The following is a 21,555-nucleotide window of genomic DNA, read 5'->3' as shown; positions in this document are numbered from 1 at the left end:
CCCTGTCGGAGCCGGGCACACCTTCGAGGATGACGATGGCGGCGAGCGCCGGAAAGACGCTGTGGACGCTGGCGGCGGTACTGGGATTGACGGCGTGTGGTGGGGCCCCTGCTCCGGCCGGGGACGCGACGTTGACGACGCCGGTGGTGGCGGAACAGGAGCAGTCCGCCACGGCGGCGCCGCTGGGTCAGACGGTGTGGCTGAAGGCGTGCGCGACGCAGAAGTTCGTGTCGGCGGACAAGAACCTGGGGGCCACCGCGCCGCTGGTGGCCAACCGCGACAGCGCGCAGGGCTGGGAGCAGTTCCAGGTGGGTGACGCGGGCAATGACTTCATCTCGCTGCGCGTGCTGGAGACGGGCCTGTACGTGTCCGCGGATCCGAACGCGGGCGGACAGGTGACGGGCTTCCGCACGGCGGTGGGTGACTGGGAGCGCTTCACCTGGGTGCCCTTCCCCGACGGCACCGTGGGCCTGAAGGCGAAGAGCACGGGCCAGTACGTGTCCGCGGACTCGAACCAGGGTGCCAGCGCGCCGCTGTACGCCAACCGCGCCACGGCCGGCTGCTGGGAGTCCTTCTCCTTCGGCGTCGTGGGCGGCGGCGAGGACCGCTGGGTGCAGATCTGGAGCGACGAGTTCGACGGCACCAGCGTCAACACCGCCAACTGGGCGCCCAACACGTCCGTGCACGTGAACAACGAGCAGCAGCAGTACACGACGTCCGGCGACAACATCTCCGTGAGCAACGGCACGCTGAAGCTCACCGCGCGCCTGCAGTGGAACAACGGCTACCCGTTCACCTCCGGCCGGCTGGAGAGCGCGGGCAAGCGGGAGTTCAGCCACGGCCGCATCGAGGCGCGCATCAAGCTGCCGGTGGGCGCGGGCCTGTGGCCGGCGTTCTGGCTCCTGGGCAATGACATCAACTCCGTGGGCTGGCCGGCGTGCGGCGAGCTCGACATCATGGAGAACGTCGGCTACGGCGACTGGACGTCCGGCGCGCTGCACGGCCCGGGCTACTCCGGCAACACGCCCATCAACGGCCGCTTCTACCCGTCGTCCAGCGTGAGCAACTGGCACGTGTACCGCACGGAGTACTCGTCCTCGGACATCAAGTGGTACATCGACAGCGCGCTGGTGAAGACCACCACCCGCACGGAAGTGCAGCGCTACGGCGCGTGGCAGTACGACAAGCCGATGTACATCATCCTCAACCTCGCGGTGGGCGGCGGCTATCCCTTCGGCGTGAACGGCGCCTCGACGCCGTACTACGGCGTGCCGCAGTCCACGGTGGACCTGGTGCGCAACGCGCCGCAGACGATGGAAGTGGACTGGGTGCGCGCCTACCAGTGGCGGTAGGCTTCGCGGCATGACGCTTCCGCCCCTCCTCCTGCTGGCTGACAGCGCTCCGCTGTTCTGGCGCGTGGAGGGGCGCCCCTTCCTGGACTACGTGCGCGTGCTCACCGGCGCGGAGCTGCGCGTGCCGCCGGTGAAGGCCGCGTACCTCGGCGCATCGAACGGCGGCCAGCCGGAGTTCTTCGACATCTTCGTCGCGGCCATGGAGGGCATCGGCCTCACGCGGTGCCGGAGCATCCCGGCCGCGCCCTCCCCCGAGGACCTGGCGTGGCTGAAGGACGCCGACGTCATCCTCCTCGCGGGCGGCGACCCGCGCGTGGGCTGGGACGCGTTCCAGGCGCACGGCGTGGATGTGATTCTGCGTGAGCGGCATCAGGCCGGCGCCGTGCTGATGGGCGTGTCCGCCGGGGCCATGCACCTGGGCCTGGGCGCGTGGTGCGAGGACCTGCCCGGCGAGGGTGAGCCCTTTGCGACGCTGGGCCTGACGCCCTACCTCATCGGCGTGCACGAGCCGGCTGAGTGGCCGGGCCTCAAGCTCGCCGTCCGGCGGATGGAGCTGCCCACGCGCGGGCTGGGCATCCCCCGGGGCGGCGGCGTGCTGCTGCACGCGGACGGCAGCGTGGAGCCCGTGCGTCAGCCGGTGGTGGACGTGACGGTGGACGTGGAGGGCCGGCTGCACGAATCGCTGCTGCTGCCTCCGGCCACGCCATACCGGGGCGAGCCTCCCGAAGCGCCGGTGGACCGGCGGACGCTCCAGTAGCTGACTCCCCTTGCAAGGAACGACGATGGCGATGAGGACCGGCAGGACGGCAGCGGTGTGGGCGCTGGTGGCGGGGCTGACGGCGTGCGCGGGGACGTCGAAGCGCTCGGAAGGAGTGGCCCGCCAGGAGGACGGCTGGGTCCAGGTGTGGGCCGACGAGTTCAACGGCACGGAGGTGGATCCGGACAACTGGATCCTCAAGACCGACGTGCACGTGAACAACGAGCAGCAGCAGTACACGACGTCACCGGACAACGTGTCGGTGAGCGGCGGCACGCTGAAGCTCACGGCGCGGATGCAGGCCGCCAACGGCTACCCGTTCACGTCGGGCCGGGTGGAGAGCGCGGGCAAGCGCGAGTTCACGCACGGCCGCGTCGAGGCACGCATCAAGCTGCCGGTGGGCGTGGGGCTCTGGCCGGCGTTCTGGATGCTGGGCAGCGACATCCACACGGCGGGGTGGCCCGCGTGCGGGGAGCTCGACATCATGGAGAACGTCGGCTACGGCGACTGGGTGTCCGTCGCGTTGCACGGGCCGGGCTACAGCGGCAACACGCCCATCAACGGCCGCTTCTACCCGCGCACGCCGGTGAGCGACTGGCACGAGTACCGCGTGGAGACATCGCCCCAGGCCATCCACTGGTACATCGACGGTGAGCGCGTGAAGACCACGACGCGCGAGGAGGTGGAGCGCCACGGCGCGTGGGCCTACGACAAGCCCCTGTTCATCATCCTCAACTTCGCGGTGGGCGGCGGCTACCCGGAGGGCGTCAACAAGGCGAAGGAGCCGTACTTCGGCGTGCCGCAAGCCACCGCGGACCTGCTGCGCCAGGGGCCGCAGACGATGGAAGTGGACTGGGTGCGCGTCTCCGAAAAGCGCTGACGCCTCCCTCCAATGGGGGATGGCCCGCCCCGCACCGGGGTTTCTAGGGTGTTCCTCCTCGGGAGGAACAAGGCATGGCGGTCACGGTGGTGGTGGTGTCGGGGCCCATCGGCGCGGGGAAGACGACGCTCGCGCAGGGGCTGGCGCGGCGGTTCGGCGCGCTGCATCTCCACTCGAAGGACCTCCTGCGAGGGCACGGCGGGGACGGCTCCCGGCGGGCGCGCCAGGACCTGAGCATCACGCGGGACCGCGAGACGGGTGGGCGTTGGCTGGTGGAGGGGGTGCTCGCGGCCCTGCCTGGTCGGTGCCTGGCGGTGTCCAGCCGCGCGAACAAGATGTCCAGGCTGATCACCGTGGACGCGGTGAGCAGCAAGGCGCAGCTGGACGGCCTGCGCGCAAGGCCGGGGCTCCGCGTCGTGCACATCCACCTGGAGGTGCCCGAGCCCGAGCAGGCCTTGCGCTGCGCGGAGCCGGACACCTTCGAGACGGCCTGGGCGCATCCCGCCGAGCGCGCGGTCCATGAGCTGGCCTCGCTGGCGGAGCTCGTCGTCGACACGGCGAAGGTTCCGCCCGAGGCGGTGCTCGTGCGGGTGGCCAGCCGGCTCGGGCTCTACGGCCGGACCGGTGAACGGCTCGTGGACCTCGTCATCCCGGGCCTCCATGGCGACGTGGACACGCGTCCCCTCACGGCGCAGCTCGCGCCCCACTACGAAGTGCTCCTCCGGATGGGGGTGCCGGACCCGGTGCCCTTGCGCGAGGAGCTGGAGGACGCCTTCGCCCGGGGACACCGCGTGCTCATCGAGAGCGCCGGGACGATGGCGAGCGTCTGCCTCGCGGCGACGGGCATCGCGCCGGGCCGGGTGCGGCGCATCGTCATGGTGTGCCGCTCCGAAGGGCCCACCTTCAACTGGGTGGGGCTGCGCGAGGCCGCCTCCATCAACGGCCCCACGGACCTGGCGCTCGTGCTCGCGGGGGACCTGGCATCCACCAACTGGGCCGCCCGGCGCTTCGACCAGCTCACCGACGCGGCCCGCCACCATCTGGAGGAACTGGAGCGCGTCGCGGGTGCGCCGGTGTCGTTCCTCGCCCCCTCTGCCCAGGCCCGCCACCTCATCGAGCGGCGGCCCTGGTGAGCCCGGCGCTCACGAATCTTCGAAACCCTTTCTGATTTTCCGGGTTGGTGTGTCCGTACAGCACCCGTTCCCGGAGCCCGCGTGCCCCTGACTCCCCCATCCCCGAGCCGATGGCTGCTGCCCGGGCTGCTGCTGCTCGGGTTCGCGACCCCGGCCGTGGCCATGCCCACCGGCCCTGGCGCCTTCTGCGCGGAATATCCCACCGCGCCCGCGTGCCAGGGCACCCAGCCCGCCTGCACCTACTGCCACGTGGCCCCGCCCCAGCGGAACGGCTACGGCGCCGCGCTGGAGCCGCACCTCGCCCCCGGCAAGCCGCGCCCCCTCTCCGAGGCGGACTTCGCGGCTGCGCTCCCCGCAGCGCTGCGCGCCATCGCCACCGCGGACACCGACGGCGACGGCGCCCCCAACCAGTTCGAGGTCGAGCAGGGCTCGCTCCCCGGCGACGCCACCAGCGTCCCGCCCAGCGGCGTCTGCGGCGGCGGGGAGAACCCCCAGTTCAAGGTCTGCCAGTACGACGTGCGCTTCGTGTACCGCCGCATGCTCAGCGACTTCTGCGGCAGGTCCCCCACCTACGTCCAGGTGGCCACCTTCCTGGAGCTGGGCATCGAGGAGAAGCAGCGCGCCTTCATCGACCAGGAGCTGGACCGCTGCCTCCAGTCCGACTTCTGGCGCGGCAAGCACGGGCAGCTCTGGAAGGTCGCCCACCCGAAGATCCGCCCCGTCGGCTCCATCAAGTCCGGCGAGGACGCGGGCGTGATTCCGCTGGCGGACTACTACGACGACTACGCCCTCTTCGCATGGTCGCAGACGGACGACCACGACGCGCGCGACGTGCTCACCGCCCGGTTCTTCGTGAAGCGCTCGGGCACGAACCCCACCACGTACACCTCTGCCAACAGCGTCTCCTCCCAGTTCGTGGAGGCCTCGCGCCGCGCCGGCAACATGACGAGCGCGTGGACGCTCACCTCGTTCGTCATGTTCACCGCGCTGCCGCGCAACGCCGCCTCACAGATGTACCGCGCGTACCTGGGCCTGGACATCGCGAAGCAGGAGGGCCTGCACAGCATTCCCAACGAGCCGCGCGACTACGACGCCAAGGGCGTCCAGGCGCCGCAGTGCGCCGCGTGCCACGCGACGTTGGATCCGCTGTCGTATCCGTACCGCAACTACAACGGCCTGGGCGGACTGCCCAACCGCTACATCCCCAACCGCCTGGAGCTGCTGTTCCCCAACGAGGTGGCCACCCTGAAGAACACGCCCGAGCAGGGCGTCATCCTGGGCCAGCCCGTGAACAACCTCACGGAGTGGGCCCAGGTGGCCTCCAACAGCGACGCCTTCGCCATCTCCACCGTCACCGACTACTGGAAGCTGCTCGTCGGCCACGCGCCGCTGCCGGAGGAGAACGAGGAGTTCGTCCGCACGTGGCAGGCCTTCCGCACCACGCACGCGTACCGCGTGCAGAAGATGCTTCACGACCTCATCCGCACGGAGGCCTACGGTGCGCCCTGAACGCCTGCTGCTGACCTGCCTGCTCCTCACGGGCTGCTCCGACAAGCTCCCCAACGCCGTGGACCTGGGACCGGGCGCCAACCCCGGCGTGACGCCGGAATGGGATGGCGGCGTCGCGAAGTCCCAGAAGGGCAACCTGCGCTTCAAGGGCCCCGAGCGGCTGTCGCTCGACCTGGCCCAGGCGCTGGAGCTGCCCTCCGCGTCCGTGTGCAACGAGCTGGGCCAGTACCCCTGCCAGAACGTGCACGGCGTGGCGCTGGGCGGCGTGGACCCCTACGAGCACAGCGTCTACGAGACGCCCACCGCCACGGGCGCCACCACGCCCATCGCCGTGGAGCGCACCGTGCTCTCCGCCTGCAACGCGCGCATCACGCTGGACGTGAAGACGCCCGCGTCCGCGGTGGTGTTCAAGGACGTGACCCTCACCGCGGACGGCAGGCTGGCGGACGCCGCGAGCCCCGCCGTCGCCACGGCGGTGACGTCCCTGGTGCGCCGCGCGTGGCTGCGCGACCCGACCCAGGCCGAGCGCGACACGCTGGTGCGCCTGTCCGCCGACGTGCAGGCCACCGGCACGGCCACGCCGGGCGTCGCGTGGATGCAGGCCGCGTGTCTCGCCGTCTTCTCTTCCGCCGAAGCCGTCTTCTACTGAGGAACCCCTCCCATGACCCTCAAGACCACTGGCCGGCTGTCGCGACGGGAGATGCTGCGGGCGCTGTCGCTCTGCGCCGCGGGCACCACCCTCTCTCCCTTCCTCTCCGGCTGCCGTGAATCGCTCCAGACGCCCGAGTCCCTGGAGAAGCTGGGCCGCCGGCGCGACGCGCTCGACGGCAAGCCGAAGTTCCTCATCGTCATCGGGGCGGCGGGGGGCGCTTCCATCGTGGACAGCTTCCTCGCGGTCCGACAGTCCGAGTCCGCCAACGCCGCCGGGCTCAACACCTTCCCGGACGCGCAGGTGCAGGCCGTGGCGGGCAGCCCCTTCCGCGCGGTGAAGTACAGCAACTCGCGCCTGGGCAGCATCAACATCCCGGTCGACACCGACCAGCTGGCGTTCGTGAAGAAGCACGCCAACGAGATGCTGGTGGCCACGTCCGTGGGCACGTCCGTGAACCATGGCATCGCGCAGAAGCGCTCGCTCACCGGCAACGGCGCGTGGAAGGGCCGCACGCTCCAGGAGGCCGTCGCGCTCCAGTGGGGCAGCGGCATGCCCCTGCCCAACGTCAACATGGGCACCGGCGGCTACGCCGAGCGCGGCACCGACGACAGCCTGCCCCTGTCCTGCTTCGGCGAGGCCGTGGTCAACCCGTCGCTGTGGCCCCTGGGCCTGGACGGCTCGCGAGGCATCGCCGGGGCGCCGTCGAAGGACGTCATCGCGCTGGCGCGGAGCACGCGGGACGCGCTGGATCAGAAGTCCATCTTCGGCCGCACCTTCCAGGACAGCGCCGCCTTGAAGCGCTGGAGCGAACAGCGCGGCGTGCAGCAGCCGAAGCTGGAGGCGCTGGACCTCATCACCAAGCTCAACGTCCTGCCGGACCTGCCGCAGATTCCCCTGGGGAAGTACGGGCTGGAGAGCTCACCGGATGGAGCGCGGCTGCGCGAGGTGTTCCCCGGCTTCTTCACCGACCCGGTGCAGGGTCAGGCGGCGCTCGCGTTCCTGCTGCTCAAGTACCGGGTGTCCGTGTCGGTGACGCTGGGGCCGGACTTCAACGTCGCGGTGGGCGGGCCCAACGGCATCGCGAACCCGCCGCTCGCGTTCGACATCAGCCACAACGACCACCGGGGCGGCCAGGCCTTCATGTGGGCGCGCATCCTGAACACGGTGGATTCGCTGATCACGCTCCTCAAGGCGGAGCCGTTCGACGCGACCTCCGGCGAGTCCATGTGGGACCGCACGCTCATCTACGTGGCCACGGAGTTCGGCCGCACGCGCCCGCGTCCCTCCGGCGCCACGGAGTTCGGCTCAGGCCACGACCTCAACAACGGCTTCCTGCTCGTGTCCCCCATGGTGAAGGGCAACACCGTCCTGGGCGGCGTGGATCCGAACACCACCCTCACCTACGGCTTCGACGCGCGCACCGGAGCGCCCCAGCCGGGCAAGCTCACGTCCAACGAGCCGGACATCTACGCCGGCGTCCTCACCGCCATGGGCGCGGACCTGGGCGGCAGCGGCCTGCCGGACGCGAGCGCCTTCAAGCGGGCCTGAGGCCGCCCCCGGCACGGGAGGTGCTACACCTCACCGCATGACCTCCCGCCCGTTGATTTCGACCCTGTGGCTGACGACCTCGCTCCTGCTCACCCTCCCCACTGCCGCCCTGGCGGCGGATGATGCGGCGACGAGGAAGAAGCTCGTCGCGTGCATCAACAAGGACATCACGGCGGCGAATGCGGAGTGGAAGCTCCCCGACGCCGACCTGAAGAAGTTCACGGACATCATCGACCGGGAGGTCATGAAGGGACCTCTCGCCAGCAAGACGCCGGAGCAGCAGATGAAGGTGATCAAGGAGATCCAGGACGCTTCGCGCAAGGAGCTGCCGAGCCTGGACAACAAGACCCTCGACAAGATGATCGATACGCTCCAGGTCAAGGCGAAGCATTGCAACTCGCTGACGACAAACTGATCCCACGTCGGAGCGATAGCCCGGGACCGCTCGCGGCCCCGGGCAACCCGCTTCAACCGCCGTAGCAGTTCAGCGTCGAGCCGCCACAGTAGCTGGAGCCAGAGTTGCTCCAGGAGCCCGACGAGTTGGTGCAGATCTGGTTCTGCCGGCGCTCCAGGGTGGGCGTGCAGCAGCCCACCTTGATGGTGCGCGTCTGGCCGGGGATGCAGCCGGCCTGCGCGGACACCTCCTGCGTGTCCTCCTGCGCCGGAGCGCTCTCGTCCGGAGCTTCCACGCCACAGCCCACGGTCCCCAGCAGACAGGCCGCCAGCAACAAGCTCCGCTTCAGCGTCTTCATGTGTCGCTCCCGGTGGTGGTTCCCAGCGGTCCGGGACGCTATCAAGGACTCCCGGCTCCACCAGGATTCCCCGGGTTGCCCGAACCCGGGAGTCGAGCCCACAACACCGTGGCGTTGGGCCGGGCGGGCTCCGGGGTGAGGCCCAGCTTCTTGAAGTCCTGTGAGTAGCGCGACCCCTTCAGCACCACCGCCCTGCGTGCCACGCGCCGCGCCTCCTCCACCGTGTCGCGCGTCAGCGGCGAGTAGTCCGCGTGGCGGCGCAGCGCTTCGAACGCGGCGGAGGACTTGCGCTCGCGCTCGAACATCGGATCGAAGAGCACCACGTCGAACGCGCCGTCCGGCAGCGCGTGCAGGTACGCCGCCGCGTCCGCGTGCACCACGTCCACCGCGCAAGAGGCCGGGTGGCGCGGCAGTCCCGCGAGCCCGTGGTGCACCAGCAGGTAGAGCGCCGGGCTCTTCTCCAGCGCCGTGACGTGGCCCGTGGGCCCCACCAGCCGCGCCGCCACCTGCGCGTCCGCGCCCAGTCCCAGGGTGCAGTCCAGCACGCGCTCCCCTTCGCGCAGGCCCGCGACGCGCAGCAACTGGTCCTCCGTCACGCCCGCGTCCAGCTGCTTCACTCGAAGGTGCGCGAGCCCCGGGGAGAAGCGCAGCGTGCCTCCCGCATCCACCAGCGACACCGCCGTGGATTCGAAGACGACCAGCGCGTCCGCCGTGTCCGCCAGCAGCTTCTTCAGGGGCAGCTTGTGGTGGCGCTCCACATACGGCACGCCCACCGCCTCCGCTGCGCTCCGCGCACGCTGTGCGAGCTGTGCGTCCACCCGGTCCGACGTGGTGACCACCAGCGGCTTTCGGGAGGACGGCGGAGTCGCGGACATGGGGACGGTGCAGCCTACCCCGCGCGCAAGCCGTCCCTCCGGGGTCATTCCCCTGTCCTGCGCCTGTCAGCCACCCTCCCCCGGGACGCATGGCGCGGTGCGGCGCTCCTTCTTACTTCTTTCCCATCATGCGGGGATGTCATGGAAACCGCGTTACCACGGCCTTGCCGGTTCAGGGCCTGGAGAGGGGGAAGGACATGCGACACCCACGAATGGCCCATGCGGGCGTGCTGGCGTTCAGCGTCGCGGCGCTGATGGCGATGGCCCTGCCGCGCATGGCGGGCACCGAGTCCCGGCCGCTGCTGGACGCGCCCCGCGCATCGCCCACGGGGATGGAGCCTCGCGCCGTGGCGTTGGGGGACTTCGACGCGGACGGGCACCTGGACGTCATCACCGCCAATCACACCGCGGGCACGGTGTCCGTATTGCGGAGCCGGGGGGACGGGACGCTCGCGCCTGGCGTGGAGCAGCCCACCGGCGCGCGGCCCACCGCCGTCGCGGTGGGGGACGTCGACGGGGATGGCCACCTGGACGTGGTCACCAGCCACTTCGCGGGCACGGTGTCCGTGCTCCTGGGGCGTGGCGATGGGACGTTCGGCTCGCGGACCGAACATGCCGTGGGCTCGGAGCCCACGTCCGTGGACGTGGGCGACTTCGACGGCGATGGCCGCCTGGACGTCGTGACGGCGAACGAACTGGACGACTCCGTGTCGGTGCTGCTGAACCGGGGGCGAGGGAAGTTCGCGCCCCGCCGGGCCGTGACCACCGGCACCAATCCGTTCGCGGTGACGGTGGGCGACGTCAACCACGACGGCAAGGCGGACCTCGTCACCGCGAACTTCGTGGACACGGTGTCGGTGCTGCTCGGGAACGGCGACGGGACGTTCCGGCCTTGCGCGAACTTCGCGACGGGCAACGCGCCCTACTCGGTCGCGGTGGTGGACGTGGACGGCGACGGGAAGCAGGACCTGGTCACCGCGAACTTCCGGGGCCGGAGCGTGTCCGTGCTGCACGGAGATGGCACCGGCACGTTCCCGTCGCGCTCGGACTTCCCCGTGCGGGGTGGGCCGTACTTCGTCGCGCCCGGCGACTTCAACGGCGACGGGACGCTGGACCTGGTCACCGCGAACTTCACCGAGAACACCGTGTCGCTGCTGCCCGGCCAGGGCCACGGCGCCTTCGGCAAGGACACGCTGCTTCCCACCGGCGCGGGGCCCGCGGCGGTCGCGGTGGGGCTGCTCGACGGCGACCTGAAGCCGGACGTCGTGACGGCCAACGCCCGGGGCAACGACGTGTCCGTGCTGCGGGCCGCGGCCTCCGCGGACGTGGGCGTGGCGCTCACCGCCGTCCCGAGGCGGGGCGTGTCCGCGCCGCGCATCGACTACACGCTCACCGTCACCCAGCACGGGCCGGATCCGCTGACCCGGGCCGTCATCACCGTGGCCCTGCCCCCGGGCCTCCTGGCCACCACCCGCGACTGCCACGTGACCGCCGGCGCGCTCCAGTGCGAGGTGGGCCCGCTGGCCGTGGGGGACACCGCCCGCCTGCACTTCAGCGCGCCCCTGCCGCGCTCCAGCCTGGGCCTGTCCTACCGCATCACCGCCACGCGGACGCTCAGCGTCCCGGCGGACCTCCAGTCCGCCAACGACGCCGCGAGCCAGGACTACGTGTCCTTAGGTGGAATGGCCGCGACGTGGTGGTGAGCCCCTGAAGCAGGGCGCCTCAGCGCGAGCGCTTCAGCTTGGACCACATGAGCCCGACGAAGGTGTCGGGGGCGGGCTCCGCGGTCATCAACTCCTCGTCCTCGTGGCCGCGCACGGGCGGAGGCAGGGGCTTGGGGGCCACGGGAAACGGCAGGGGCTCAGCGGTATTGAGCCCCTGCGCGTGGCGCTCCATCACCTCCGAGAAGGAGCGCCGGGGCGTGTTCCGGTCCGTCACCGGCGCGGCGCCCTCCACGCTCTGGAGGGCCCGGATGCGCAGGATGACGCTGGCGCCCTCGGCGCGCGAGATGCCCGTCACCCGTCCGATTGGACCCTTCGGCCCGCGTCCACGGCTCATCGGCACCCTCCCGGTCGCTGGGGAAGGTAACGCCTCCACCCCCCTGACGGCCACTGCCCGGCCCCCCGGAAAGCCGCGGGATGGCCTGCCCGGCCGGCCGGTGTTCACTGCCCGCTGTAACCGCCCCCCGGGGTCCCCCGTAAGAGGAGAGAGCGCCCTTTTTCCGAAGGTGCCCGGAGGCTTCGCGTCCCATGTCGTCCACCCGTGCAGTGTCTTCCCCCACCCGGCTGTCGGTGGCACGCCGGCTGTGGCCCGCCGCGCTGGTGCTGGCCGCCGCGCTGACCGCGTGCACCGAGGCCCGTGGCGCCCCGCCCGGCGCGAAGCCCGCGGCCACCGCCTCCGCCCCGGTGCAGGACGGCCGCAAGTACACGAAGCCGTCCGACGCGGAGCTGAAGCGCACCCTGTCCCCCCTGGCCTACCAGGTGACGCAGCACGAGGGCACCGAGCCGCCCTTCCGCAACGCGTACTGGAACAACCACGAGGAGGGCCTCTACGTCGACGTGGTCAGCGGCGAGCCCCTGTTCTCCTCGCGCGACAAGTTCGAGTCCGGCACCGGCTGGCCCAGCTTCACCCGCCCCCTGGACAAGGCGCACGTGGTGGAGAAGCGCGACGGCAGCCTGGGCATGGAGCGCGTGGAGGTGCGCTCGAAGGACGGCGACTCGCACCTGGGCCACGTCTTCGAGGACGGGCCGGAGCCCACCGGCCTGCGCTACTGCATCAACTCCGCGTCGCTGCGCTTCATCCCCGTGAACGAGCTGGCCGCGAAGGGCTATGGCGCGTGGCTGCCGTCCTTCGGCCGCGCGGCGCCCGGTGAGCCCCAGGGCGCGATGGCCCCCGCCGCGGGCGCCGTCGTGCTGGCGAAGGCGGCCGCCCCCACGGAGGCCCCGCGCGAGACGGCGTACCTGGCCGGCGGGTGCTTCTGGGGCATGGAGGACATCCTGCGGAAGATCCCCGGCGTCATCGAGACGGAGGTCGGCTACACGGGCGGCGCCAAGAAGGGCGCCACCTACGAGGACGTGCACACCGGGGAGACGGGGCACGCGGAAGCCGTGCGCGTCGTCTTCAACCCGAAGCTGCTGACGTACGAGTCGCTGCTGGAGAAGTGGTTCTTCCGCATGCACGACCCGACGACGCTCAACCGCCAGGGCAACGACGTGGGCACGCAGTACCGCTCCGCCATCTTCTACCTGTCGGACGCGCAGCGGCAGACGGCGGAGGCGGTGAAGGCCCGCGTGGACAAGTCCGGCAAGTGGTCCCGCCCCGTCGTCACGCAAATCACCGCCGCCGGAGAGTGGGTGCCCGCCGAGGGCTACCACCAGGACTACCTGGTGAAGAACCCCGGCGGCTACACCTGCCACTACCTGCGCGACTGAAAAGCGCGCCCGCGCGCTCAAGCAGCGCGGTCGTGGGCCTCGAAGATCATGCCCGCCTTGCGCAGGCGCTCCACCAGCACCATGCCCATGGCGGACGCGGGGGTGAGGACGCCGCCCCGCTTGGGGATGGTGTCGAAGGCGAGGCACAGCGCGGACTCCGCGAGCATGCGCGCCGTCGCCGCGTAGCCCGGGTCGCCCTTGGACGCGACCTTGCCCTCCACCTTCACGCGCTGGCCGCTCTTGGGGGACTGGCCCTCGCCCAACAGCCGCACCTCGAAGAGGCCGTTCTCGCGCACGGAGGCGGACGGGCCCTGGCCCGGCGCGGGCAGCACGTGCTTCTCCAGCAGCTCCCGCACGGGGTCCACGTTCGACACGGCCATGAAGCCGCCCAGCCCCGCGGTGGTCGCCGCGGCGAGCGCCAGGCCCTTGGGTCCGGGGCCGAAGTCGGAGACCTCCGAGTAGAAGAAGTCGCGGCCCCACGGGTAGCCCAAGAGCGCATTGGAGCGCCGCACGACGCGCGTGTTGACGGACGCCATCACGAAGGGCGCGGTCCACGTGCCCGTGTCCGGGCTCTTCTTCACCATGGCCAGGTCGCGCTCCTCCTTCGTGCCACGGGAGGGCTCGGGGTCCAGCGCGTGGGCGCTGGTCAGCACCTTCTTGAGGGACGGGTCCGCCTTCACCGCCGCCAGCGTGTCCATCATGCTGGCGATGGTGCCGCCACTGAAGCCGCCGCGCATGCGCGTCAGGTGGAAGCGCACCTGGTCGCAGTGGCCGCCGTGCTTCTCCCGCATGTAGTCCTGGAGCATCAGCGTGCCCAGGTCGGAGGGGATGGAGTCGAAGCCGCAGGTGTGCACGATGCGGGCGCCCGTCTCGCGCGCCCGCGCGTCGTGGGCGTCGATGGTCTTGCGCATGAACTGCACTTCGCCCGTCAGGTCGCAGTAGTCGGTGCCGGCGCGGACGCACGCGGCGACCAGCTCGTTGCCGTAGCGGGCGTAGGGGCCCACGGTGGAGATGATGACGCGCGCTCTCGCCACCAGCGCGTCCAGCGAGGCCGCGTCCTTCGCGTCCGCGAGCACCACCGGCAGGTCCGCGAATTCCGGCCGCACCTTCGCCAGCTCCGAGCGGACCTGGTCCAGCTTCGCCTCGTCGCGCCCGGCGATGGCCCACTTCGCGCGGTGGGTGTCCTGGGTGCGCGCCAGGTACTCCGCCACCAGGCGGCCGGTGAATCCCGTGGCGCCCCACAGGATGATGTCGAATGCGGGCTTCGTGTCGTGGGCCATGGAGGTCTCCTAGTAGCGGAAGTCCGCCGCCACCGTGGACAGCCGCATGCCGAAGGTGGAGCGCCCGGGCCACGTCATCGTGACGCGGGTGCGCAGCTGCGACAGCGGCACGGGCGGGGACAGGGTGTACGTGTCGTTGAAGAGGTACCAGCCCTGCGTCATGTCCGGCAGGTTGTGCGTCACCGTGGACTGGGCGATGACGGTGCTGCCGCGCAGGAGCATGCTGCCGCCCTGGCCGCAGATGAGCGGCGCGGTGCAGCTGGCGTTGCGCATGAAGTACTTCACGTTGACGCTCGTCACCAGCACGTCGCCCGCGGCGATGGCCGGATAGCTGAAGTCCACGAAGCTGCTGGAGCCGTTGCCCTCGATGTACGTCGCGTCGAAGTCCGGCTGCACGGTGTCCTTCACGTCGTTGACCAGGTTCACGTCGTCGGGAACGCCGCGCACGCCTGAGCGCGCCACCGCCGCGTTCGGGCGCACCGCGTTCACGTCCGTGAGACCCGCGCTCGACGAGGCGAAGGCCTCCGCCTCCTCGGGGGGAAGGCCCCCACAGCCCACCATCAGCACGGTGGCAACGGCACAGGCGGAATACCGCGAACGCTTCCAGTTCATGGTGGCCTCGGAGTCAGTCCGGAATCAGGAGGCGAGCGCGTAGCCGGACCCTCCATGTGCGCGCAAGCGCGATTCCACCGCCCGTGAACGCGCTGTGCAGGGCGCCACAACTCAAGAAGAGGTCAGGCACGCCGGCGCAGCCGGATGGGCCCGCGCGCGGTGGACGGGTCCACCACCCTGCCGCCCTGGACGATGTCCAGCACGCCGCGCGCGACGAGCCTGCGCGCCGCCTCGCGCACGGGCTCCATGCACGCGCGCCAGTCCTCCTCACCGGACGCCCGGGCCACCTCCGAAGGGCACACGGTGGCGCCGCCTGCCCGCTGGGAGAGCAGCTCCAGGATGCGCGCCTCCCACGGGGAATCCCGCGCGCCGGCCCGCTTCCCCCGGCACGCGTCCGAGCAGTACCGCACCTGTTCCCAGTCGCGCGCCCACTTCCGGCGCCAGGTGATGGCGCGGCCGCAGACGGCGCAGGGCTTGGGAGGCGGAGGGGAGGCCATGCACTCCCATCGATGCGCCCCGCCGTACCGGGTTTCAACCCCGGCCGACGCCGAAGTAGGTGAAGCCCTCGCCGCGCGCCTGCTCCGGGTCGAAGACGTTGCGGCCGTCGAAGATGACCGGGCGGCGCATCAGCGACTTCAGGCGGCGCAGGTCCGGGTGGCGGAACTCGCTCCACTCGGTGACGAGGAAGAGGCCGTCGGCGCCCTCCGCCGCGTCGTAGCAGGTGGAGGCGTACGCCACGCGGTCCGCGAAGCAGCGCCGCGCGGCCTCGCCCGCCACCGGGTCATGGCACTGCACGCGCGCGCCCGCGTCCAGCAGGCCCTCGATGAGGTCCACGGAGGGGGCCTCGCGCATGTCATCCGTCCTCGGCTTGAAGGCCAGGCCCCACACCGCGAAGGTGTGGCGGGACAGGTCGCCGTAGTGCCGGAGCGCCTTGGTGAGCAGGCTCTGCTTCTGCCGGGCGTTGGTGGCCTCCACCGCGCGCAGCAGGTCCAGGTCCAGCCCCACGTCCCGCGCGGTGGCCATCAGCGCGCGCACGTCCTTGGGGAAGCAGCTGCCGCCGTAGCCGATGCCCGGGTGCAGGAACGCATGGCCGATGCGCTTGTCCGCGCCCACGCCCCTTCGCACGTGGTCCGCGTCCGCGCCCACCCGTTCGCAGAGCGCGGCCACGTCGTTCATGAAGGAGATGCGCGTGGCGAGCATCGCGTTGGCCGCGTACTTCGTCAGCTCCGCGGAGCGCGTGTCCATGAACAGGATGGGGCTCTCCGTGCGCACGAAGGGCGCGTACAGCTCGCCCATGATGCGGCGGGCGCGCTCGGAGTCCGCGCCGATGACGACCCGGTCCGGCTTGAGGAAGTCCTCCAGCGCGGCGCCCTCCTTCATGAACTCCGGGTTGGAGACGACGTCGAAGTCGTGCACGGTGTGCCGGGCGATGAGCGCATGGACCCGGTCCGCCGTGCCCACCGGCACGGTGCTCTTGTCCACCACCACCGTGTAGTGCCGGAGCGCGCGGCCCACGGCCTCCGCGGCGGCGAGCACGTACTGGAGGTCGGCGCTCCCGGACTCCCCCATGGGCGTGCCCACCGCGATGAACACCACCGCCGCGGCCCCCACCGCGGAGGCCAGGTGGGTGGTGAAGCGCAGCCGCCCGGCCTCGCGGTTGCGGCGCACCAGTTCCTCCAGGCCCGGCTCGTAGAGGGGCAGCTCCCCGCGCTGGAGCGCCGCCACCTTCGCCTGCTCCACGTCCACGCACGTGACGTCGTGGCCGGACTCGGCGAAGCACGTGCCCGCGACCAGCCCCACATAGCCCGTCCCGATGACGGCGATTCTCATGGCGCCCCCTCCCCCTTCACGTCCCGTCCGCTTGCAGCTCATGGCGCTCGGCCGGACGCGGCCTCCCGCGCATACGCCTCCAGCGTCCGGGCGCGGTGCTCCGCCGTGTGCTCGGCGAGGACCCGCGCCCGGGCCCGCAGCGCCACCGCCTGGCGCTCCGACTCCGGCAGCTCGCGCAGGTAGCCGAGCGTCTCCCGCGCGTCGTGCGACACCAGGATTTCAACGCCCGGCGTGAAGAAGGTGTCCAGCCCCTCCCACGCGTCGCTGATGATGGGCACACCGCACGCGGCCGCCTCGAACAGCCGCACGCTCGGCGAGTACCCGGCGCGCACCATGTCCGCGCGGGTGACGTTCAGCGTGAAGCGCTGGGCGGTGTAGAAGGCCGAGTGCTCCGGCGGCGGCAGGTGCTGCACGCGCTCCACGTTGGGAGGCCACGCCACGCCTTCGGGGTACTGGGGCCCGGCCACGACGAAGCGGCCCTCCGGCCAGCCGCGCGCCGCGTCCAGCATCAGCCGCTCCAGCACCGGCTGCCGGTCGTCGCTGTACGTGCCCAGGTAGCCCAGGTCCCAGCGCGGCCTCCCCGCGCACGGGCCATACAGCTCCGGGTCACAGCTACAGTAGAGCGGCCGGGCCGCGGGCGAGCCCAGCTCCTGTTCGATGCGCTGGAGCGTGGGCCCGCCGGTGAAGGACAGGTAGAGCTGGTAGCCGGGCACCAGGTGGGGCGCGAGGTACTCGAAGTCCCCGCGCTCCAGCTTCGCCAGCGTCACCGGCGTGTCGATGTCATAGAAGGCCGTGACGCCCTTCGCCGTGCCCTGCACCCACGCGCCCACGTCAACGCCCTGCGGGACGTAGGAGCCCACCACCACGAGGTCGGCCTTGCGGACCTCGGAGGCGAAGCGCTCGCGCAGGTCGTCCAGGCTGGCGTACAGCTCCGTGCGTCCGGCCCAGGTGCCGTTGGGGTCGCGGTGCGCGGCGTACCAGGGCACGTCCCGCTCCAGGAAGAGCACGTCGTGCCCGCGCCGCACCAGCTCGCGCACCAGCGCCCGGTAGGTGGTGGCGTGGCCGTTGCCCCAGCTGGAGGTGATGGACAGCCCCAGGATGACGATGTGCATGCGCTGGGGCTCCCTCACGCCGGCCTCCCATGCGGTTGGGCGCGATAGCCCAGCTCCGCCTCCACCTCTACCGCGCGGTGCGTGTACGTGTGCTCGGCGAGCACGCGCCGGAGCGCGGCCTGGCCGATGCGCCGGGCGTCCTCCGGGGTGAGGCGCTTCACGTGCTCGGCGACCTCGTCGCCGGAGTGGGCCACCAGCACCTCGCGGCCGGGCTCCAGGAACTGCTCCACGCCCTCGAAGGCGTCGGTGATGAGGCAGGCGCCCGCGCCCGCGGCCTCGAACACGCGCGTGGCCGGCGAGAAGCCGAAGCGCGCCATGCTGTCGCGGTGGATGTTGAGCACCGCGCGCGCCGAGCAGTTCAGCGCGTTGTGGTCCTGCGTGTAGACATGGCCCAGGCGCACGACGTTGGCGGGCAGGACGCGGGCCTCCCAGCCGCTGCCGCCCAGGAGCATGCGCGAGCGGGGCAGCGCCTCCGCGGCCTTGAGGAAGAAGGCCTCCACGCGCGCCTCGCGGTCCGGCAACCGGTTGCCCAGGAAGGCCAGGTCCCCGGCGAAGCGCGGGTCGGGCGCCACGGGGTGGTGCGTGTCCGGGTCCAACGCGTTGTAGATGGGCACGCAGCGCTTCGCGCCCAGCTCTCGGTACGCGTTCACCACCGGCGCGCCGCCGCCGTAGGTGAGGATGTGGTCGTAGCGCGGGATGAGCGGGCGGAAGAGGTCGTTCGCGTCCTTCGCCACGCGCTCCAGCGTCGCGGGCGCGTCCACGTCCCAGAAGACCACCTGCGTGCCGGAGCGGCGCAGCCCCAGCACCTGCGCCTCCAGGTAGGAATCGAAGGTGCCCACGCCGCTGGCCTTCACCACCACGTCCGCGCCGAAGGCGTCGTCCAGGCACGCGTCCAGCGAGCCCCGGTCGTTCGCGTAGACGACGACGCGGGCCCAGTCCGGATCCTGGAGGTCGCGGTGCTCCTGCCGGCCGTAGGCGTCCGGTTCGTAGAAGGTGACGTGGTGGCCGCGCGCGTGCAGGGCGCGGATGAGGCCCCGGTAGTAGGTGGCCGCGCCGTTCCAGTAGGCGGACACCAGGCTCGAACCAAAGAAGGCGATGCGCAGGCCGCGGCTCATGCGAAGACCCTTTCGGAGGACAGTGGGTGGAGGACGTCGTCGGACATCCCCAGGGACTGACAGATGCCCAGCAGCGCCTCCACGCGATGCGCGCAGGTGTGCCGGGACAGGACCGTGCGCAGGCCGGCCTCCGCGAAGGCGTGCCGCATCTCCGCGTCCGCCACGAGTGTGGACAGGTGGCGCCGCATCTGGGCGCCGTCCCGGGCGACGAGGAAGTCCTGGCCCGGGGTGAAGAGCCCGTCCGTGTCCTCCCAGGGGGCGGACACCAGCGGGATGCCGCACGCCAGCGCCTCGAAGGGGCGGATGGTGGGGATGCCGGGCAGCAGGGTGGCGTAGGGCCGGCGGGGGATGTGCACGGTGACGCGCGCCTGGGAGAAGGCCAGCGGCACGCGGTGGTTGGGCAGCCAGCCGGCGTACTCGATGCCCGCGTCGAAGAGGGCGCGCAGGGCGGGGGCCGGGTAGCGCACGCCGTGCACGCGCGCCGTCAGGCCCAGGGTGTGCACCGGCTCCAGGAGGAACTCGTGCAGCTCCTTCGTGCGCTCGTCGTCGCCCCAGTTGCCAATCCAGACCAGGTCCCGCACCTCGCGGTTGCGCGGGTGCGGGTGGAAGACGCGCACGTCGGCGGCCTCGTGCCAGGTCCACGCGCGCCTCGCCCAGCCCTGCTTCAGGTAGAGGTCCCGGAGCACGTCGCCGAAGGCGAGCACCCCGTCGTACTGGGACAGGTCATAGCGGGCCATCGCATCGGGTGCGCTCGCGCCCCGGTGGTGGGTGTCGTGGAAGAGGAGGCGGAAGCGGCCGCCGTCGCGGCGGTGTTCGCCAATGCGGCGCACCAGGTCCGGCGGCGTCCATTCGTGCACCAGCACCAGGTCCGCGCCGTCCAGCACGGCCTCAAGGTCCAGCGAGTCGTGCGTGTAACGCTCCGGGCGCACGCGCGGGTAGAACGCGCGGACCTCGTTGAGCGCGGCCACGCCGTGGGGTTCCTCCAGGAGGTGCCGGAAGCTCCAGCCGTCCTCGGGTTCGAGCACGCGCACGGAGTGGCCGCGCGCGGCCAATTCCGTCACCACGCCTCGCAGGAAGTGGGCGTTGCCGTGGTTCCAGTCGGACAGCAGGGAATGGCAGAAGAGGATGACACGCATGGGTGGGCAGGCTCCTCGGTGGGTCAGGACACGCGGTGCTCGAGCCGGGCAAGGCTCGCGTAGAGCTCCAGGTAGGCCTCGGCCATCCGGTCGGGCGTGAAGGTGAGCGCGCGCTCGCGGCCGCGCGCCGCCAGGGCCTCGCGCTCTCGCGGATGGTCCATGAGGAAGCGCAGGGTCCGCGCGAGGGCGTGGGAATCATCCGGCGGCACGAAGCGCGCGGCGTCCCCCCACACCTCGCGCAGGCTGGGGATGTCCCCCAGCACCAGCGCGCAGCCGGCGAGCGCGGCCTCCAGCGCGGACAGGCCGAAGGGCTCATAGCGCGCGGGCAGCGCGTACACGGGCGCGCGCGCCATCCACTGCGCGAGCACGGAAGGCGGAAGGTGTCCCAGGGGCCGCGTGCTCCGAGTCTCCGCCACGGCGCCCCCTTCCGGGTGCAGGGCGTCTCCCGCGACATGGACGGGAAAGGGCAACTGGGGCGCCGCGGCCTCCAGCGCGGCCAGGTTCTTGGCCTCGTCCCACAGCCGTCCCGCCGCGAGCACGAAGCGCTCCTTGCGGGACGGGGGGAAGCGCGTCGCGCACCGCGCGTTGGGGATGACCCGGGCGGAAGGGAACGCGCGGGCATGCGGGGCACTGTCATGGGCCGGCTTGGGCGCGACGTCCTCCGCGAGCCCCGCCCTGGGAGCTCTTCGCGCGGCGGGAAGCGCGCGGGTACGCGGGGCACTTTCATCGGACTGGCCGGGCGCGACGTCCTCCGCGAGCCCCGCGTTGGGAGTGCCTCGTGCGGCGGGAAGCGCGCGGGCATCTGGGACGCTGGCACGGGCCTGCTCGGTCGCGACGCCCTTCAAGCGATCCACTGCGGGAGCGCCTCGTGCGGCGGGAAGCGCGCGGGCATGCGGGGCACTGTCATGGGCCGGCTTGGGCGCGACGTCCTCCGTGCGGCCCGCGTTGGGAGCGCCTCGCAGGGGGTGGAGGTCGCCGTAGTGCCGCTCGATGGCGTCGAGCATGGCCCGCGTGGGCGCCACCACGACGGACGCAGCATGGAGCCCCTTCGCCACCTCCTCGCGATAGCGGTGGTAGCGGGCCGGCGCGGCCCCGCCCTTCACCGCCTCCCACCAGGAGAGGACGCACGAGTGCGCCACCACCAGCACCGGCGCGCGGAAGGGCCACGCGCCGTGGCAGTAGCCGTTGAGGTGCACCACGTCCGGCGACAGCCGGGCCTCCAGCGCCAGCAGCCACTCGCCGGCGGCGCGCACGTCGTCCCAGGGCGCGTCCATCCACTCCAGCCGCCAGGTGCTCTCGTGCACCGTGAGCCCGGGCAGCGCGCGGGCCTCCTCCCACTGTGCGTCCGACAGCGGCGCGCCCAGGGTGGCCAGCTCCACGCACACGCCCCGGAGACAGAGCGCGCGGCACAGCTCCAGTGCGTAGGACCAGACGCCGCCCACCGTGTCGGCGGTCATCAGCACCCGGCGCACCGGCGGCACGAGCCGCAAGGCCTCAGGGCTGGACGTCGACGGTTTCAAGCATCTCCCCCCGACCCATGACCGGCCGCGTCCGCCCTCCTCGCAGCTCCTGTCTCTTATA

Annotated in this window: 21 protein-coding genes; 10 read left to right on the top strand and 11 right to left on the bottom strand. The window is 71.7% G+C overall.

The window, feature by feature from the left end:
- Positions 1-35 precede the first annotated feature (35 nt).
- The 8 genes from D7W79_RS07540 to D7W79_RS07505 all read left to right on the top strand — a co-directional run bounded on the left by D7W79_RS07540 (position 36) and on the right by D7W79_RS07505 (position 8,246).
- Complete coding sequence (locus D7W79_RS07540; protein ID WP_120524658.1) at positions 36-1,352, top strand: family 16 glycosylhydrolase; 1,317 nt, start codon at positions 36-38, stop codon at positions 1,350-1,352.
- A 10-nt stretch (positions 1,353-1,362) separates the two neighbouring features.
- Positions 1,363-2,109: a Type 1 glutamine amidotransferase-like domain-containing protein gene (locus D7W79_RS07535; RefSeq protein WP_120524657.1), complete on the top strand. Its 747-nt coding sequence runs from the start codon at positions 1,363-1,365 to the stop codon at positions 2,107-2,109.
- 25 nt (positions 2,110-2,134) lie between these two features.
- A complete protein-coding gene (locus D7W79_RS07530) occupies positions 2,135-2,989 on the top strand; it encodes a glycoside hydrolase family 16 protein (protein WP_120524656.1) in 855 nt (284 codons plus the stop codon).
- A gap of 74 nt (positions 2,990-3,063) precedes the next feature.
- Positions 3,064-4,122, top strand: a complete 1,059-nt coding sequence (locus tag D7W79_RS07525) for a DEAD/DEAH box-containing ATP-dependent helicase (protein ID WP_120524655.1) — start codon at positions 3,064-3,066, stop codon at positions 4,120-4,122.
- Positions 4,123-4,203: 81 nt separating this feature from the next.
- Entirely contained in the window at positions 4,204-5,631 is a 1,428-nt protein-coding gene (locus tag D7W79_RS07520) for a hypothetical protein (protein ID WP_120524654.1), read from the top strand.
- Entirely contained in the window at positions 5,621-6,280 is a 660-nt protein-coding gene (locus D7W79_RS07515; protein WP_244221639.1) for a hypothetical protein, read from the top strand. Before D7W79_RS07520 ends, D7W79_RS07515 begins: the two co-directional genes overlap by 11 nt.
- 12 nt (positions 6,281-6,292) lie before the next feature.
- Positions 6,293-7,831 (top strand): DUF1501 domain-containing protein, encoded by a 1,539-nt coding sequence (locus D7W79_RS07510; protein ID WP_120524653.1) that lies wholly within the window; start codon positions 6,293-6,295, stop codon positions 7,829-7,831.
- 37 nt (positions 7,832-7,868) lie between these two features.
- Positions 7,869-8,246 carry a hypothetical protein gene (locus D7W79_RS07505; RefSeq protein WP_147441833.1) on the top strand — a complete coding sequence of 126 codons (378 nt, stop codon included), beginning with the start codon at positions 7,869-7,871 and terminating at the stop codon, positions 8,244-8,246.
- 52 nt (positions 8,247-8,298) lie between these two features.
- Here D7W79_RS07505 and D7W79_RS07500 read toward each other — a convergent pair whose 3' ends face one another.
- Both D7W79_RS07500 and D7W79_RS07495 read right to left on the bottom strand, forming a co-directional pair.
- Positions 8,299-8,583: a hypothetical protein gene (locus D7W79_RS07500; protein WP_120524651.1), complete on the bottom strand. Its 285-nt coding sequence runs from the start codon at positions 8,581-8,583 to the stop codon at positions 8,299-8,301.
- Between the two features lie 41 nt (positions 8,584-8,624).
- Positions 8,625-9,458 carry a class I SAM-dependent methyltransferase gene (locus D7W79_RS07495; protein ID WP_120524650.1) on the bottom strand — a complete coding sequence of 278 codons (834 nt, stop codon included), beginning with the start codon at positions 9,456-9,458 and terminating at the stop codon, positions 8,625-8,627.
- Between the two features lie 197 nt (positions 9,459-9,655).
- Here D7W79_RS07495 and D7W79_RS07490 point away from each other — a divergent pair, with 197 nt between their 5' ends.
- Positions 9,656-11,161 (top strand): FG-GAP-like repeat-containing protein, encoded by a 1,506-nt coding sequence (locus D7W79_RS07490; RefSeq protein WP_147441832.1) that lies wholly within the window; start codon positions 9,656-9,658, stop codon positions 11,159-11,161.
- 19 nt (positions 11,162-11,180) lie between these two features.
- Here the strand turns inward: D7W79_RS07490 and D7W79_RS07485 are convergent, their stop codons facing one another.
- Complete coding sequence (locus tag D7W79_RS07485) at positions 11,181-11,477, bottom strand: hypothetical protein (protein WP_120524648.1); 297 nt, start codon at positions 11,475-11,477, stop codon at positions 11,181-11,183.
- Between the two features lie 230 nt (positions 11,478-11,707).
- Here D7W79_RS07485 and D7W79_RS07480 point away from each other — a divergent pair, with 230 nt between their 5' ends.
- Positions 11,708-12,889, top strand: coding sequence for a bifunctional methionine sulfoxide reductase B/A protein (locus D7W79_RS07480; protein WP_120524647.1), 1,182 nt, complete (start codon positions 11,708-11,710; stop codon positions 12,887-12,889).
- Between the two features lie 17 nt (positions 12,890-12,906).
- Here the strand turns inward: D7W79_RS07480 and D7W79_RS07475 are convergent, their stop codons facing one another.
- The 8 genes from D7W79_RS07475 to D7W79_RS46005 all read right to left on the bottom strand — a co-directional run bounded on the left by D7W79_RS07475 (position 12,907) and on the right by D7W79_RS46005 (position 21,494).
- Entirely contained in the window at positions 12,907-14,169 is a 1,263-nt protein-coding gene (locus tag D7W79_RS07475; protein ID WP_120524646.1) for a saccharopine dehydrogenase family protein, read from the bottom strand.
- 9 nt (positions 14,170-14,178) lie between these two features.
- A complete protein-coding gene (locus D7W79_RS07470; protein WP_147441830.1) occupies positions 14,179-14,781 on the bottom strand; it encodes a hypothetical protein in 603 nt (200 codons plus the stop codon).
- A 122-nt stretch (positions 14,782-14,903) separates the two neighbouring features.
- A complete protein-coding gene (locus D7W79_RS07465) occupies positions 14,904-15,278 on the bottom strand; it encodes a DUF2256 and DUF3253 domain-containing protein (protein WP_120524644.1) in 375 nt (124 codons plus the stop codon).
- A 34-nt stretch (positions 15,279-15,312) separates the two neighbouring features.
- A complete protein-coding gene (locus tag D7W79_RS07460) occupies positions 15,313-16,611 on the bottom strand; it encodes a UDP-glucose dehydrogenase family protein (RefSeq protein WP_120524643.1) in 1,299 nt (432 codons plus the stop codon).
- 38 nt (positions 16,612-16,649) lie between these two features.
- Positions 16,650-17,741 (bottom strand): CgeB family protein, encoded by a 1,092-nt coding sequence (locus D7W79_RS07455; RefSeq protein ID WP_276375092.1) that lies wholly within the window; start codon positions 17,739-17,741, stop codon positions 16,650-16,652.
- Positions 17,738-18,838 carry a CgeB family protein gene (locus D7W79_RS07450; protein ID WP_120524641.1) on the bottom strand — a complete coding sequence of 367 codons (1,101 nt, stop codon included), beginning with the start codon at positions 18,836-18,838 and terminating at the stop codon, positions 17,738-17,740. The genes D7W79_RS07455 and D7W79_RS07450 overlap by 4 nt, the downstream gene beginning before the upstream one ends.
- Entirely contained in the window at positions 18,835-19,974 is a 1,140-nt protein-coding gene (locus D7W79_RS07445) for a CgeB family protein (protein ID WP_120524640.1), read from the bottom strand. The genes D7W79_RS07450 and D7W79_RS07445 overlap by 4 nt, the downstream gene beginning before the upstream one ends.
- Before the next feature lie 23 nt (positions 19,975-19,997).
- Positions 19,998-21,494 carry a glycosyltransferase gene (locus D7W79_RS46005; protein ID WP_244221638.1) on the bottom strand — a complete coding sequence of 499 codons (1,497 nt, stop codon included), beginning with the start codon at positions 21,492-21,494 and terminating at the stop codon, positions 19,998-20,000.
- Between the last annotated feature and the right edge of the window lie 61 nt (positions 21,495-21,555).

This window comes from Corallococcus exercitus, assembly GCF_003611585.1.
Classification (GTDB): domain Bacteria; phylum Myxococcota; class Myxococcia; order Myxococcales; family Myxococcaceae; genus Corallococcus; species Corallococcus exercitus.
The sequence above is the reverse complement of the archived record's forward strand: the minus strand, read 5'-3'. Positions and strand labels throughout refer to the sequence as shown.